General features: G+C 48.7%; 15 protein-coding genes. 10 read left to right on the plus strand and 5 right to left on the minus strand.

Annotation, left to right across the window (positions count from 1 at the left end; genetic code table 11):
* Window positions 1–67: 67 nt before the first annotated feature.
* Entirely contained in the window at window positions 68–1174 is a 1107-nt protein-coding gene (locus tag CPY98_RS09005) for an SDR family oxidoreductase (protein WP_043493016.1), read from the minus strand.
* A gap of 820 nt (window positions 1175–1994) precedes the next feature.
* Between CPY98_RS09005 and CPY98_RS09010 the strand changes: the two genes are divergently transcribed.
* From CPY98_RS09010 to ruvB, 7 genes are all read left to right on the plus strand, one after another.
* Window positions 1995–2198: an FmdB family zinc ribbon protein gene (locus tag CPY98_RS09010; RefSeq protein WP_040045114.1), complete on the plus strand. Its 204-nt coding sequence runs from the start codon at window positions 1995–1997 to the stop codon at window positions 2196–2198.
* A 105-nt stretch (window positions 2199–2303) separates the two neighbouring features.
* Window positions 2304–4094 carry an aspartate--tRNA ligase gene (gene aspS / locus CPY98_RS09015; RefSeq protein ID WP_043493017.1) on the plus strand — a complete coding sequence of 597 codons (1791 nt, stop codon included), beginning with the start codon at window positions 2304–2306 and terminating at the stop codon, window positions 4092–4094.
* Window positions 4094–4528: a dihydroneopterin triphosphate diphosphatase gene (nudB, locus tag CPY98_RS09020; protein WP_025801922.1), complete on the plus strand. Its 435-nt coding sequence runs from the start codon at window positions 4094–4096 to the stop codon at window positions 4526–4528. The genes aspS and nudB overlap by 1 nt, the downstream gene beginning before the upstream one ends.
* A gap of 119 nt (window positions 4529–4647) precedes the next feature.
* Window positions 4648–5394, plus strand: a complete 747-nt coding sequence (locus CPY98_RS09025; RefSeq protein ID WP_025801924.1) for a YebC/PmpR family DNA-binding transcriptional regulator — start codon at window positions 4648–4650, stop codon at window positions 5392–5394.
* Window positions 5391–5912, plus strand: a complete 522-nt coding sequence (gene ruvC / locus CPY98_RS09030) for a crossover junction endodeoxyribonuclease RuvC (RefSeq protein WP_025801926.1) — start codon at window positions 5391–5393, stop codon at window positions 5910–5912. The genes CPY98_RS09025 and ruvC overlap by 4 nt, the downstream gene beginning before the upstream one ends.
* Before the next feature lie 101 nt (window positions 5913–6013).
* Complete coding sequence (gene ruvA / locus CPY98_RS09035) at window positions 6014–6628, plus strand: Holliday junction branch migration protein RuvA (protein ID WP_025801928.1); 615 nt, start codon at window positions 6014–6016, stop codon at window positions 6626–6628.
* Between the two features lie 22 nt (window positions 6629–6650).
* Window positions 6651–7655: a Holliday junction branch migration DNA helicase RuvB gene (gene ruvB, locus CPY98_RS09040; RefSeq protein WP_025801930.1), complete on the plus strand. Its 1005-nt coding sequence runs from the start codon at window positions 6651–6653 to the stop codon at window positions 7653–7655.
* A gap of 89 nt (window positions 7656–7744) precedes the next feature.
* On the opposite strand, the gene znuB is transcribed toward ruvB, so the two are convergent.
* Complete coding sequence (gene znuB, locus CPY98_RS09045; RefSeq protein WP_096387435.1) at window positions 7745–8530, minus strand: zinc ABC transporter permease subunit ZnuB; 786 nt, start codon at window positions 8528–8530, stop codon at window positions 7745–7747.
* Window positions 8527–9312, minus strand: coding sequence for a zinc ABC transporter ATP-binding protein ZnuC (gene znuC / locus CPY98_RS09050; protein WP_025801934.1), 786 nt, complete (start codon window positions 9310–9312; stop codon window positions 8527–8529). The genes znuB and znuC overlap by 4 nt, the downstream gene beginning before the upstream one ends.
* A 73-nt stretch (window positions 9313–9385) precedes the next feature.
* Between znuC and znuA the strand changes: the two genes are divergently transcribed.
* The 3 genes from znuA to lpxM all read left to right on the plus strand — a co-directional run bounded on the left by znuA (window position 9386) and on the right by lpxM (window position 12863).
* Window positions 9386–10396, plus strand: coding sequence for a zinc ABC transporter substrate-binding protein ZnuA (znuA, locus tag CPY98_RS09055; protein ID WP_040045182.1), 1011 nt, complete (start codon window positions 9386–9388; stop codon window positions 10394–10396).
* Between the two features lie 13 nt (window positions 10397–10409).
* Window positions 10410–11735, plus strand: coding sequence for a murein DD-endopeptidase MepM (mepM, locus tag CPY98_RS09060; protein ID WP_043493021.1), 1326 nt, complete (start codon window positions 10410–10412; stop codon window positions 11733–11735).
* Window positions 11736–11900: 165 nt separating this feature from the next.
* Window positions 11901–12863: a lauroyl-Kdo(2)-lipid IV(A) myristoyltransferase gene (gene lpxM / locus CPY98_RS09065; RefSeq protein WP_025801940.1), complete on the plus strand. Its 963-nt coding sequence runs from the start codon at window positions 11901–11903 to the stop codon at window positions 12861–12863.
* A gap of 84 nt (window positions 12864–12947) precedes the next feature.
* On the opposite strand, the gene pyk is transcribed toward lpxM, so the two are convergent.
* Both pyk and CPY98_RS09075 read right to left on the minus strand, forming a co-directional pair.
* Window positions 12948–14390 carry a pyruvate kinase gene (gene pyk, locus CPY98_RS09070; protein WP_096387437.1) on the minus strand — a complete coding sequence of 481 codons (1443 nt, stop codon included), beginning with the start codon at window positions 14388–14390 and terminating at the stop codon, window positions 12948–12950.
* Between the two features lie 315 nt (window positions 14391–14705).
* On the minus strand, window positions 14706–15575 hold the full coding sequence (locus CPY98_RS09075) for a MurR/RpiR family transcriptional regulator (RefSeq protein WP_025801944.1): 870 nt from the start codon (window positions 15573–15575) through the stop codon (window positions 14706–14708).
* Window positions 15576–15785 lie beyond the last annotated feature (210 nt).

Genomic DNA, 15785 nt, shown 5'->3' on the forward strand with positions numbered 1-15785 from the left:
GAATATTAGCGGGCTAGGCAAAAACGTAAATAGGCTTAATTATATAAGCCCATTTACAATGCGTGTATTATTTGAAATCTACGACCATTTGCTCAGGTATCGATTGATTTGCCGTGGTGGCAACGCATTTAGCCACATAGTCGGTAAATCGAGGCGGCGCAGATATTCCAAGCCCGAGTAATTTTTCGTTAGAAAAACGAACATTAAGAATTGAGAACTCACCATAGAGGCGCATCGCTCGCAACATCAATCGCTCGTTACATTGTCCAAATATACCTTTAAAGCTTTTTCTGGATTTAACTAATTCGATATATTCTACTTGTTCATAAGAGAGATTAACCGGTTTTGTTTCTGTTGCCTGGGCAATAGCACTGTCTATTTCACCGAAAGTGACACTGCCAGCTTCGCCCGCTGAAATATGAAATATTTTTTCATTCATATTCTCTTTTTGTAGGAGAAGAAGAAGGGCATCGGCACAGTAATCAACGGGAATAACATCAATCTTATCATCCATTGAACACATAAATTTGCCCAACATTAGCGCCATACGGAATACCCAGAATATGCTGGTGGACGGTTTACAGCCTTGCTCGCTGTGGCCAACAATAATGGAAGGCCTTGCAATCACTAACGGTAAATCAGGACACTCTGCCAGCATACGGTTTTCGATAACAGACTTTGAATAGGTGTACTGAACCAGATGTTCGTTTTCATCTTTTAACGTCAGGCTTTCGGTGACGACAGAGCCAGCCTCTGGCACACATGACATCGCAGTGCCAACATGAACGAATCGCTGGAGTTTCGCGTATTTAGACATGTGAGTGGCGAATTTTAATGTGCCTTCAACGTTTACTTTCCAAATGAGAGGGTTTTCGCCAAACGAAGCGATAGCTGCGCTATTAATAACGTGAGTTATATTGTTTAATCTTTCATCGTGAATAAAACCATCAGGGTCAGAAAGATCGCCGATGAGAATATTATCACTCGTTAATTTTTCTAATGTTTTTTCAGTGCAACCAAAATTAACCAGATTCTTTTTTATCCTAGCTAAAGCATTTTGCGAATTATCTGAGCGTACTAAAAGAAGAAGAGATACTGGCTTGTCATCAAGCAATACTTTTGCGAGTACGGCACCGCCTAAAAAGCCCGTTGCCCCAGTAATAAGTAGATTCATTTTTTCATTTCCAATGCTAGATAAGATATTCGAGAGTATTTTATTCCTGAATGGTTAAACGATTAGTAAATGAAAAAAGGGAGTCATTGCTATTTAATCTGAGTTTTATTTATTTTAATTAATTTTCTGTACACTTTTCAGTATATAAAAATATAAATATTTTATTTGTATTCGTTACTTACAAAATAATGTCGCGTTTGTTGGTTTTTGACATATCTATTTAACCTTGGTTGAACTATCTATCGGATTGAATCGGTAGGTGCCCTCTGCGTCATGTGATTAAGATGCACGCCTATTAGTGTGTCGATAAATTCGCTATTTTGATTTTTAGATCTATCGATGATGCATGCGGCTATGGGGTCTATGGATGCTATTCTATTTCAATGAAGTCATGCTGCTGGTCTTGTGGTGAGATCGCTTCGCGAATGAAAGTTTATTGTACTTATTTGATTCTTATCAAATCGTAGACCTCCATCATGGCGCAAAAATGGGAACTCGCTCATTATCAGTATGTAGAAATAGCCAGTAAAGCGGTGGCGGTGTAACAGGGTTTTAGCTCAAAGATAACGCGAACTAAGCCCATTAAACGTAACGGGATGTGGCTACGGCTCGGTAGCGATATTCTGTAATTCGTTAATTTAAAAAGAAAATGCATTGTATCAATAAGTTAACAAACAGTGCTGCATCGAATGCAGAGAATATAAACTGTTTTGATAAGGTGGCGAGAATCCGCGCAAAGTGCGCGTCTGCTCTTATCGCAGCGGCGAATTTCCTTTATAATAGCCGCCTTTTTTCATCGAACATGTAATCTATCACTGCTATGCCGATCTACGAATACGCTTGTAGCGAATGCAATCATCAGTTAGAGAAATTGCAAAAAATGGCCGATGCGCCGTTGGTTGATTGTCCGGCGTGTGGCAGACCGACGCTGAAAAAACGCGTTTCTGCTGCGGGTTTCCAACTCAAGGGAACCGGATGGTATGCCACTGACTTCAAGCCGAAGTCAGGAAAATCAGAGAATTAGCACGACTCGAGTTTAAAATTATAGGGCTGCACAGGCAGCACCCATCCGGGTATATGCTCGGATGTGGCATCGGTGAAGTACATAAGAAAGCCAAAGGATATCGTTATGCGTACTAATTATTGCGGGCAGTTGAATTTGTCCCATGAGGGTCAGGAAGTCACGCTTTGCGGTTGGGTACATCGCCGCCGCGATCTGGGTGGTTTAATCTTCATCGATCTGCGTGACCGTGAAGGCGTGGTACAGGTATTCTTCGATCCTGATCATAAAGAAGCGTTCCAGCAAGCTTCAGAGCTGCGTAACGAGTTCTGCGTGCAAATCACGGGTACCGTTCGTGCGCGTCCAGATAGCCAAAAAAATAAAGACATGTCCACCGGTGAAGTGGAAGTGTTTGGTCATGCTCTGACAATCATTAACCGTTCAGAACCCCTGCCGTTAGACTTCAACCAGACTAACAGCGAAGAAAACCGCCTGAAGTATCGTTATCTTGATCTGCGTCGCCCTGAGATGGCACAGCGTCTGAAAACGCGTGCGCGCATTACTGCGTTTGTGCGTCGTTTCATGGATAACCACGGTTTCCTAGATATCGAAACCCCGATGCTGACCAAGGCAACGCCTGAAGGTGCTCGTGATTATCTGGTACCAAGCCGCGTGCATAAAGGTAAATTCTACGCGCTGCCACAGTCTCCACAGCTGTTTAAACAGCTGCTGATGATGTCTGGCTTTGACCGTTATTATCAGATCGTTAAGTGCTTCCGTGATGAAGACCTGCGCGCTGACCGCCAGCCTGAATTCACCCAGATCGATGTGGAAACTTCTTTCATGAGCGCAGAACAAGTGCGTGAAGTGATGGAAGAACTCGCTCGTTCTCTGTGGCAGGAAATCAAAGGCGTCGATCTGGGTAAATTCCCTGTTATGACGTTTGCTGAAGCGATGCGTCGTTATGGCTCCGACAAACCAGACCTGCGCAACCCGCTGGAGCTGGTTGACGTTGCTGATTTGGTGAAGGACGTTGATTTTAAAGTCTTCTCCGGCCCAGCTAACGATCCTAAAGGTCGCGTCATTGCATTACGTGTACCGGGTGGCGCACACCTGACGCGTAAAATCATTGATGAATACGGCCAGTTTGTCGGTATCTATGGCGCTAAAGGTTTGGCATGGATGAAGGTCAATGACCGTACCGCAGGAATGGAAGGGGTTCAAAGCCCAATTGCTAAGTTCCTGAATGCTGAAGTTTTAGAATCCATTCTGGAACGTACCGGCGCACAAAATGAAGATATTCTGTTCTTCGGCGCAGATACTAGCAAGATAGCCACCGATGCTATGGGCGCGCTGCGTCTGAAAGTGGGTCGTGAGCTGAAAATCACTAACGAAAACAGCTGGGCACCGCTGTGGGTTGTTGATTTCCCAATGTTCGAAGACGATGGTGAAGGCGGTTTAGCTGCGATGCACCATCCGTTTACCGCGCCTCGCGATATCTCTCCAGCTGAGCTGAAAGCACATCCAGTTGGCGCTATTGCTAACGCCTATGACATGGTCATGAACGGCTATGAAGTGGGCGGTGGTTCTGTGCGTATTCATAACGGTGAAATGCAGGAAACCGTATTCGGTATTCTGGGGATTACCGAGCAGGAACAACGTGACAAGTTTGGCTTCCTGCTGGACGCGCTGAAATATGGTACGCCTCCACATGCAGGTCTGGCATTTGGTCTGGATCGTCTGGTGATGTTGTTAACCGGTACCGATAATATCCGTGATGTTATCGCATTCCCTAAAACAACGGCTGCAGCTGACCCGCTGACCGATGCGCCAAGCTTTGCAAATCCTGCATCGTTGCAGGAACTCTCTATCTCTGTGGTTGCCAAAAAAGGCAGCGCAGACGACGCAGAGAAAGCCTAATGGCATATAAGCGTCCTGAGTCGATTCTGGTGGTCATTTATGCCCGCCAGAGTGGTCGGGTGCTGATGTTACAGCGGCGCGACGATCCTGATTTCTGGCAGTCGGTGACCGGCAGTTTAGAAGAGGGTGAATCTGCGCCGCACGCCGCACAGCGTGAAGTAAAGGAAGAAGTCGGTATTGATATTTCAGGTGAAAGCCTGTCATTGATGGACTGTCAGCACTGTGTGGAGTTTGAGTTATTTGCGCATTTGCGCCATCGCTATGCACCCGGTGTAACGCGCAATTTGGAGCACTGGTTCTGTTTGGCGCTGCCGTCAGAGAGAGAAATTCCGCTGACGGAACATCTGGCTTATCAATGGCTAGACGTTGAGCAGGCTGCCCAGCTCACCAAATCGTGGAGCAACCGGCAGGCGATTGAAGAACTCGTTCATTGATTAAGTGCCTGTGTGGCAAGCCGTGTTGAGCCAATAAGCTTGGCGGTTTGTCACTATTCATCCTAACAGGCGTAAAGTTTGTCATTTTTAAAGCCCTACGGCTTTTACCGGAGAAACATATGGCAGGTCATAGTAAGTGGGCCAACACGAAACACCGTAAAGCTGCGCAGGATTCTAAGCGCGGTAAAATCTTCACCAAAATTATTCGCGAGCTGGTTACCGCCGCGAAATTAGGTGGTGGTGATCCGGGTGCGAACCCACGTCTGCGCGCAGCAATTGATAAAGCGCTGTCTAACAACATGACCCGCGATACGTTGAACCGTGCAATCGCGCGTGGTGTGGGCGGTGATGATGATACCAATATGGAAACCATCATCTATGAAGGTTACGGTCCTGGCGGTTCTGCGATTATGGTGGAATGTCTGAGTGACAACCGTAACCGTACCGTGGCTGAAGTGCGTCATGCCTTCACTAAAACCGGCGGTAACTTAGGCACTGACGGTTCAGTTTCTTATCTGTTTGCCAAAAAAGGTGTGATTTCCTACGCACCGGGCCTAGATGAAGATACCGTGATGGATGCCGCGCTGGAAGCTGGTGCTGATGACGTTGTCACCTATGACGACGGCGCTATCGACGTGTTCACTCCGTGGGAAACCTTCGGTGAAGTGAAAGATGCGTTAGATGCTGCCGGTCTGGTTGCCGAATCTGCTGAAGTTTCTATGATCCCTTCTACTAAGGCAGAAATGGACGAAGAAACCGCACCAAAACTGATGCGCCTGATCGACATGCTGGAAGATTGTGATGATGTGCAGGAAGTTTATCACAACGGTGAGGTTTCCGACGAGGTTGCGGCTACTCTGGAATGAGTATCATCCTCGGGATTGACCCTGGTTCGCGGATCACAGGCTATGGCGTGATCCGCCAAGTAGGGCGAAAGCTCGAATATCTCGGCAGCGGGTGCATCCGCACCTCTGTCGATGATTTACCTACACGTCTCAAGCTGGTGTATGCCGGCGTCAGCGAAATTATTGCTCAGTTCCAGCCCGATATTTTTGCCATTGAACAGGTCTTTATGGCTAAAAATGCCGATTCAGCCTTAAAGCTGGGTCAGGCTCGCGGCGCTGCTATTGTGGCCGCGGTGAACGTTGATTTGCCGGTGTTTGAATATGCGGCGCGACAAATCAAACAAACTGTGGTTGGAACGGGGGCGGCCGAGAAATCGCAGGTTCAGCATATGGTGCGTTCTTTGCTGAAGCTGTCGGCGAGCCCACAGGCCGATGCAGCCGATGCGCTGGCTGTGGCAATCACGCATTGTCATGTCAGCCAAAATGCGCTGAGAGCCAGCCCAACGCGCTTAAACTTAGCGCGCGGGCGTTTAAAGTAAATTAGGTATCGAACTCAATGGGCTGGATATTCATCCAGCCTTTTTTATGGTATAAGCTGTAAGCCATAATGAAAGAGTTAACATTTTAAGAGGAATTGCGCGTGATAGGTCGTCTCAGAGGTATTGTTCTGGAAAAACAGCCGCCGGAAGTGCTGCTGGAAGCCAACGGCGTAGGTTATGAAGTCCATATGCCGATGACCTGTTTTTATGAACTGCCTGATGTTGGTCAGGAAGCCATTATTTTCACCCATTTTGTGGTGCGTGAAGATGCGCAGTTGCTGTACGGATTTAATAATAAACAAGAGCGCGCATTGTTCCGCGAGCTGATTAAAGTCAATGGCGTTGGGCCAAAACTGGCGCTGGCCATTTTGTCCGGCATGTCAGCTCAGCAGTTTGTTACCGCCATCGAACGTGAAGAAGTTAGCACGCTGGTGAAATTACCCGGCGTGGGTAAGAAAACGGCGGAGCGTCTAGTGGTTGAAATGAAGGATCGCTTTAAAGGCTTAACCGGCGACCTGTTTAATAACCACAGTGAACTGCCAATGCCAGAAGCGAAGAAACCGGCCGCTGAAATTGATGCTGAAGGTGAAGCTGTTGCAGCGCTGATTGCGCTGGGCTATAAACCGCAAGAAGCGAGCCGGATGATCAGCAAAATTGCCAAACCAGATGCTGATAGCGAAACATTAATTCGTGATGCACTGCGCGCGGCGCTGTGATCGCCAGTGAGGTAAATGAAGGATGATTGAAGCTGACCGTCTGATTACTGCGGAAGTGCAAAGCGAAGAAGAAATTATCGATCGCGCTATCCGCCCCAAAAGCCTATCAGAATACGTTGGGCAACCACAGGTGCGTGGTCAGATGGAGATTTTCATCAAAGCGGCCAAACTGCGCGGCGATGCGCTCGATCACCTGTTGATCTTCGGCCCTCCAGGGTTGGGGAAAACCACCTTGGCTAATATTGTCGCCAATGAGATGGGCGTGAATTTGCGCACAACTTCTGGCCCCGTGTTAGAAAAAGCGGGCGATTTAGCCGCTATGCTAACGAACCTCGAGCCTCATGATGTTTTGTTTATCGATGAGATCCACCGTTTGTCTCCGGTGGTTGAGGAGATTTTGTATCCAGCGATGGAAGATTATCAGCTTGATATCATGATCGGCGAAGGGCCTGCGGCACGTTCTATTAAGATCGACCTACCTCCTTTCACGCTCGTGGGGGCAACGACGCGAGCGGGCTCACTAACCTCTCCGTTACGCGACCGATTCGGTATTGTGCAGCGCTTAGAGTTTTATCAGGTTGCCGATTTACAACATATCGTTGGCCGCAGCGCACAATGCCTCGGTTTGTCATTGACGGAAGAGGGCGCACATGAAGTGGCGCGTCGATCTCGCGGTACACCGCGTATTGCTAACCGTTTATTACGTCGTGTGAGGGACTACGCCGAAGTTTGCGCCGATGGCAATATCAATGGTGACGTGGCGACGCAGGCGCTCAATATGCTGGACGTTGATGCCGAAGGCTTCGACTACATGGATAGAAAGCTGCTGCTGGCGGTGATTGATAAATTTATGGGTGGGCCAGTGGGGCTCGACAACCTTGCGGCGGCTATCGGTGAAGAGCGTGAAACTATTGAAGACGTATTGGAGCCTTACCTCATTCAACAGGGTTTCTTACAGCGCACGCCGCGTGGCCGCATGGCGACCAACCACGCCTATAAACATTTTGGTCTGACCCGAGAAGAATAGCCGCTTTTAAAGCTCAGTTTCTTGCGTCGAAAAAAAAGCCCGAGCATATTGAGTGTCTCGGGCTTTTTTATACCTGCAACGTTAACGTTCTACACGCTCTGTTTTTTACTCAGGCTGAGAATGAACATTGCGGTTGCGCACAGCACCACGGACGGCCCAGCAGGCGTATCGTAGAAGGCGGAAAATGTGAGCCCGCCAGTCACGGCTAAAATACCGATGATAACGGCAATGCCGGCCATTTGCTCTGGCGTGCGTGAGAAACGGCGCGCTGTGGCAGCAGGGATAATCAGCAGTGAGGTGATGATTAATGCGCCCACGAATTTCATTGCCAAGCCGATGGTTAGCGCGGTAACTAGCATTAATATCATCCGTACACGTTCGAGGTTAACGCCGTCTACGTGGGCAAGTTCTGGGCTGATTGTTACCGAAAGCAGCGGTCGCCATTGCCACCATAAGATACCCAGTACGATGGCGACACCAATGGCAATCATAATAATATCGTCATAGGTGACGGAAAGTAGATCGCCGAATAAATACGCCATCAAATCTACGCGTACGTTTGACATTAAAGCGACAACTACCAAGCCCAGCGACAGCGCGCTGTGAGCCATGATACCGAGCAGGGTATCAACGCCGAGCGTCGGGCGTCGTTCCAGCCATACAAGGCCAATGGCCAGCAGCAGTGTCACGACGATAACGGCAAAGAAAGGATTCACGTTCAACAGTAGGCCAAACGCAACGCCTAGCAGGGACGCGTGCGCTAGCGTATCGCCAAAATATGACATACGGCGCCACACGACAAACGATCCCAGTGGGCCAGCGGTTAACGCCAGCAATGCGCCTGCGATCCAGCCGGGGAGAAGTAACTCAATCATTGCGGCTGGCTCCCATTACTTTTCAACACAATTTTTCCCTGTAGATCGTGACGATGATTATGATGATGGCGATAAATCGCGAGTTGTTCCGCACCGCGGTTGCCAAACATCGCGATAAACTCAGGGTGCATCGACACCACTTCTGGCGTTCCTGAACAGCAAATATGTTGGTTTAAACACAATACTTCGTCCGTTTTTGCCATCACTAAATGTAAATCGTGCGACACCATCAGTACTGAGCAATTAAGTTCTTGTCTTAGCTGGTTGATTAAATCGTACAGCGCCAGTTGCCCGTTAACGTCAACGCCAGCGGTAGGTTCATCCAATACCAATAAATCAGGCTTATTGAGCAACGCGCGCGCCAGCAAAACCCGCTGGTTTTCGCCGCCAGAGAGTTTTTGCATCGGTTGATTGAGCAGATGAGCGGCATGTACACGCTTCAATGCAGGCAATACATCTTCTTTTTTTACACCGGGACGCAAGCGCATGAATCGGCTGACGGTTAACGGCAGCGTTGCATCGAGATGCAGTTTTTGCGGCACATAGCCAATGGTGAGCTTTTCTGCGGTGGTAATCGTGCCTGAAGTGGGTTTTATCAACCCTAGCACGACGCGAACCAGCGTAGACTTTCCGGCACCATTAGGCCCCAGCAGCGTCAGAATGCGTCCGGGCTTGAGATCGAGAGATATGTGAGAAAGCACATTGCGAGCCCCGAAGCTCACCGTGATGTCTTTCAGCGATACCAAACTATTATTGTTTTGAACTGTATTTTGACTCGACATGTTTTTGCATATTGCAGAATGGATGAAATGTTATAATATAACGATCACCCAAATTGAAGAAGAGAATTTTGACATGATACACAAAAAAGCCTGGTTTAAGCGCACTATTATTGCTGCTGCACTGGTAACAAGCGCCGGGATCAGCTGCGCACAGGCTGCGGTATTAACCTCAATCCGTCCTTTAGGATTTATCGCTTCGGCAATTGCTGATGGGGTCACAACAACGGAAGTTTTGCTTCCAGATGGGGCGTCACCGCATGATTATGCACTCAAGCCATCCGACATCAAACGTTTGCGTGAAGCTGACTTAGTAGTATGGGTAGGGCCAGAAATGGAGGCTTTCCTGACAAAACCGGTTCAACAGCTCGAAAATAACAAGAATCTGATGCTGACAGGGCTGCCAGCCGTTCACAGCCTGCTCATGGCCGGTGATGATGATGACGATCATGACCATAAAGCGCATGCAGCAGAAAGCAATGTAGAAAAATCCGAAAAATCTGCTACACATAATGTTACAAATGGCGCTGAGACTGGTTCAGAAGAGCATCATGATCACGATCATGGGCAATATAACCTGCATATTTGGCTCTCTCCAGCCATTGCAAAACAGATAGCGATAGCGATACACGACAAATTATTGTTACAAAGCCCACAAAACAAAGACAAACTGGATGTCAACCTACGTAAATTCGAGGAACAACTAGAGCAGACAGAAAAAAATGTTGGTATGATGCTGCGGCCTGTGCAAGGTAAAGGGTATTTTGTTTTTCATGATGCCTATGGTTACTTCGAGAAAACCTTTGGTTTGACTCCTTTAGGTCACTTCACGGTCAATCCCGAGATTCAGCCTGGCGCACAGCGTTTACATCAAATTCGAACACAGTTGGTTGAGCAGAAAGCCGTTTGCGTTTTCGCTGAGCCACAGTTCAGGCCAGCAGTAATCTCAGCGGTTGCGCAGGGGACAAAAGTCCGCCAGGGAACCTTAGATCCCTTGGGTAGCGCGATCGCACTGGGTGCTGATAGTTACATGAGGTTCTTAACTCAGCTATCACAACAGTATTCAAGCTGCCTGAACGGAGATTAAGAGGAATATCCGAGTGCAGCAGATAGCGCGATCTATCGCCCTAGCGTATAACAACTTGCCCCGACCACATCGGGTTATGCTAGGGTCACTGACCGTCATCACGTTGGCCGTCTCTATTTGGCGGCCATTCGTTTACCAACCGAATATCGATAGCGATAGCGCCTCTGCCAAAATTGTCCCGTTGGATAATAAACAGTTGCGAACGCTCGTTCCTGAAGCCAGTGAGCCACTGGACCAACCCGCCCCAGAAGATGAAGTTCCTACCGACGAATTAGACGACAAAGCCGATAACGATTCGGGTACCCATGATTACGTGGTTTCTACCGGTGATACGCTTGGCAGCATTTTGACCCAGTTTGGCATTGATATGTCAGAGGTGTCCGCACTTGCTAAGCAAAATCCCGCACTGCGTAACCTCAAGATTGGCCAAACGCTTTCGTGGGTCGTCAATGATGCAGGCGAACTGCAACAGCTGACTTGGGAAGTGAATCGTCGCGAAACACGTACCTATAATCTGGTGAACGGCAACTTCAAAGAAGCCGTGGAGTCTCAGCAGGGTGAGTGGAAAAATAAAGTTGTCACGGGAACACTGAACGGAAGCTTCGTCAATAGCGCACGAGCCGCAGGCCTGAGCCGTTCAGAAGTGAATGCCGTGATCAAGGCGCTTCAGTGGCAGATGGATTTCCGTAAATTGCAGAAGGGCGATCAATTTTCCGTGCTGATGTCGCGTGAAGAGTTGAATGGCCGCAGTGAGCAGAGCCAACTACTGGGGGTAAGAATGCGCTCCGGTGGTAAAGATTATTACGCCGTGCGCGCAGATGATGGCAAATTCTATGATCGTCAGGGCAGTGGTTTAGCGAAAGGCTTTATGCGTTTCCCAACCACCAAACAATTCCGCGTATCCTCTAACTTTAATCCGCGCCGTGTGAATCCGGTAACAGGACGTGTTGCTCCACACAAAGGTGTAGATTTCGCGATGCCGGTGGGAACACCTGTATTAGCCGTTGGTGATGGTGAAGTGGTTATCGCTAAACGCAGCGGCGCGGCGGGCAACTACGTGGTTATCCGTCACGGTCGCCAATATACGACGCGCTTTATGCACCTGAAAAAAATTCTGGTTAAGCCGGGGCAAAAAGTAAAACGCGGCGACCGCATCGCGCTGTCGGGCAATACCGGACGTTCTACTGGGCCGCACCTGCATTATGAATTCTGGCTGAATAATCAGGCAGTGAATCCATTAACGGCGCAGCTTCCTCGCTCTGATGGACTGTCTGGCAAAGATCGCCGTGAGTACTTAGCTCAGGTTCGTCAGGTTGTTCCGCAACTCCAGCTAGATTAAGATTAGGAATCGTTTATAACAGCCGGCTATAACCGGCTGTTTTTCTTTGTGCTATTTATTTATGCGCAAATTTTTATCGGTTGTTCTATGTCCAAGACTTATATCAAGCCGTATTGAAACCACTTGGGTATATAATTAGCTGATATTTTATTAAAGAGCTTTTGTATGGAAAAAGAACAACGTTCAAATGTGGAGTTTATCCCGCAGTTTGAAAAAAGCTTCCTACTGCCTAAATACTGGGGTGCGTGGGTAGGCGTTGGTACGATGGTCGCGATGGCCTATTTGCCGGTGCGTCTGAGAGATCCGATCCTTGCTACCGTTGGGCGCTGGGCTGGAAAACTCGCAGGTGGAGCACGACGTCGTGCAAGAATTAACCTGTTGTACTGCTTTCCAGAATTAACCGAAGCTCAGCGTGAAGACATTATCGATCGAATGTTCGAACGCGCAGGGCAGTCTATGTTTTTAATGGCCGAACTGACGCTGCGCGACCCACAACGCGTGCTAAAACGCACTCGCTGGCATGGCATGGAGCATATCGAAGCCCTGCGTGAGAGCGGTAAGAATGCCATCTTTTTAGTGCCACACGGTTGGGCCGTTGATATCCCCGCGATGTTGCTAGCTGCACAGGGCCAGCCTATGGCCGCAATGTTCCATAATCAAAAGAATAAGATGGTGGACTGGCTGTGGAATACCTGTCGTCGGCGTTTTGGTGGGCGTATGCACGCGCGCGACGACGGCATTAAGCCTTTCATCAGCTCGGTGCGGCATGGTTACTGGGGCTATTATCTGCCAGACCAAGATCATGGTGCGGAACATAGCGAGTTTGTCGATTTCTTCGCTACGTATAAAGCTACGCTGCCTGCGATTGGGCGTTTGATGAAGCTTTGTCGTGCTCAGGTTATTCCTCTTTTCCCGGTGTATGACGGCAAAACAAGCATGTTGGATATCTATATCCGTCCACCGATGGATGATATTGCTGATATGAATGAGCACGATATGGCTCGCCGCATGAACGAAGAAGTTGAGTTACTGATGGGGCCGCATCCGGAGCAATATACGTGGATCCTGAAGCTGCTAAAAACCCGCAAGCCGGGAGAAATTGAGCCGTACAAGCGAAAAGACTTATAAGTTTCGCCTAAGTTTTATAAGTTGAACCCAAAAGAAAAGGGGCGCAATTGAATTGCGCCCCTTCGTTATTTCTTTTATCGCGCTTTATTCAACGCGCAGGATTCGGCTGGTATTGGTGCTGCCGATGGTGCCCATCACATCACCTTGGGTCACGATAACGAGATCGCCCGAAACCAAGAAGCCCTTATCACGCAGCAGATTTGCTGCATGCTGAGCTGCCGCCACGCCGTCGCTGATACTGTCGAAGTAAACGGGCGTTACCCCGCGATACAGCGCTGTCAGGTTCAAGGTGCGTTCGCGATGAGACATGGCAAAGATTGGCAAGCCAGAACTGATGCGAGACATCATCAGCGCCGTACGGCCTGATTCGGTCATGGCGATGATCGCGGTAACGCCCTTCAGGTGGTTAGCCGCGTACATGCTAGACATCGCAATCGCTTCTTCGATATTGTCGAACTGTACGTCTAAACGGTGCTTAGAAACGTTAATGCTAGGGATTTTTTCAGCACCCAAACATACGCGCGCCATGGCAGCAACTGTTTCAGCAGGGTATTGCCCCGCTGCCGTTTCTGCCGACAGCATGACCGCATCAGTACCGTCCAGCACGGCGTTAGCCACGTCCATGACCTCAGCGCGTGTAGGCATTGGGTTGGTGATCATCGACTCCATCATTTGGGTCGCAGTGATAACGGAGCGGTTTAATTTGCGTGCGCGGCGGATCAGCTGTTTTTGAATGCCTACCAGCTCTGGATCGCCAATTTCGACGCCCAAGTCGCCACGAGCAACCATCACGACGTCGGAGGCTAAGATGATGTCATCCATCGCTTCTTCACTGCATACCGCTTCGGCACGTTCAACTTTAGCCACGATCTTGGCATCACAACCAGCATCGCGTGCAAGGCGGCGCGCGTAGTTAATGTCTTCGCCGGTGCGAGGGAAAGAAACTGCCAGATAATCGACAGAAATTTTTGCCGCAGTAGCGATATCAGCGATGTCTTTTTCGGTTAAGGCTTCAGCAGACAGACCGCCGCCTAATTTGTTGATCCCTTTGTTATTGGAGAGAGGGCCACCGACGGTCACTTCGGTAAACACTTTGCTGCCTTTAACTTCGAGGACTTTGAGCTGCACGCGACCATCGTCGAGCAACAGAATGTCGCCGGGAACCACGTCTTCCGGCAGGCGTTTGTAGTCGATGCCGACTTTCTCTTTATCGCCTTCACCGGTGGTGAGATCGGCGTCGAGTAGGAATTTGTCGCCGATGTTAAGGAATACTTTGCCTTCTTTGAAGGTGGATACGCGGATTTTCGGACCCTGTAGGTCTCCGAGGATGGCAACATGTCGTCCTAGTTTTGCTGCAATTTCACGGACTTTATTGGCGCGAGCAAGATGATCTTCAGCTGTACCATGAGAGAAATTGAGACGTACGACGTTAGCACCAGCTGAAATAATCTTCTCTAGATTATTATCGCGGTCGGTTGCTGGGCCTAAGGTTGTTACGATCTTGGTTCTTCTGAGCCGTCTGGACATGTGTAACTCCGTTGACATGTGAAGCATTGGTGTTGGTGCCAATACAACGAACAGGCAGTTGATTACGCATCCACGTAACCCGATTATCTTAAGCTGGCGTCGCTGTTAACTCGTAGCAGCGACGTTCTTATGCTTAAAAATCACTGGGTAGATCAACTCATCAAGCCTGCTCGCATGAAACCGCAAAAGAAAGCATGCGGTTGATAAATACCCGTCTCTTCATTATCTAGCAGAAAATGACAGGTTGTTTTTATGTTTTGGTGCCTGATTGACGTAAAACGCGTACTTTATATCTTGGCCTAGCCGATCACCGATTTAATCAAAATGGTGGGGCAGCGCCAGTCCCTTATCAAAGCGCGATTCTTTCAGCGCTTCTTTGACTCGCTTCAAGTTATCTCTGAATTTTGCGCCTCTGCGCAAGGTAAAGCCAGTTGCCAGTGCATCGATCAGCGTCAATTGAGCAATTCTCGACACCATTGGCATGTAGACATCGGTGTCTTCTGGCACATCCAGAATTAAGGGTAGGGTAGCTTCCAGAGCAAGCGGCGTGTCGCGAGAGGTAATGGCAATCACGGTGGCGTCATTTTCGCGTGCTAAATGTGCCATTTCGACCAAACTTTTGGTACGGCCTGTGTGGGAGATAAGCACCACAACATCGCCTTCGTTCGAATTCATGCAGCTCATTCTTTGCATGACGATGTCATCAAAATAAACCACAGGAATGTTAAACCGAAAGAATTTATTCATGGCATCATGAGCAACGGCGGCGGATGCACCTAGACCAAAGAACGAGATTTTCTTGGCCTGAGTGAGCAGATCAACGGCGCGATTAACCGCGGCCATATCAAGGTTATTCTTGGCCATTTCAAGGCTAGCCATCGCAGATTCGAATATTTTGCTGGTATAAGCATCAACGCTGTCAGTCTCTTCTACGTTTCGATTGACATACGGCGTCCCATTAGCAAGGCTCTGTGCGAGATGAAGTTTAAAATCGGGGAAGCCTTTGGTTTCTAAACGACGACAAAAACGGTTTACCGTGGGTTCACTGACATCAGCCATTTTCGCCAGCGTCGCAATGCTCGAGTGAATTGCGGTCTGCGGTGCAGCCAAGATAACCTCGGCAACTTTGCGCTCGGATTTACTGAGTTGGTCCAGGTTGGCCTGAATTTTGTCCAGCGTATTCATATACACATTCACTCATGGATTGTATGCCCGTCATCTTTCAAATTGCAGGTGTGTTGGCTGCTCTCGTGCGCCCTAATCCCTTACTCCGGTAAGCTCATTGGGTGTTTTTCACTCGCCGCTTTCCTGCATTTTGACATCTATTGAGCAAAACGATTTCAAAGAAAGGAGAAATCTATGATTGTTTGATGAAAATATACTACGAGCCACAAC

It is taken from the genome of Hafnia sp. CBA7124 (assembly GCF_002355555.1).
GTDB lineage: Bacteria > Pseudomonadota > Gammaproteobacteria > Enterobacterales > Enterobacteriaceae > Hafnia > Hafnia alvei.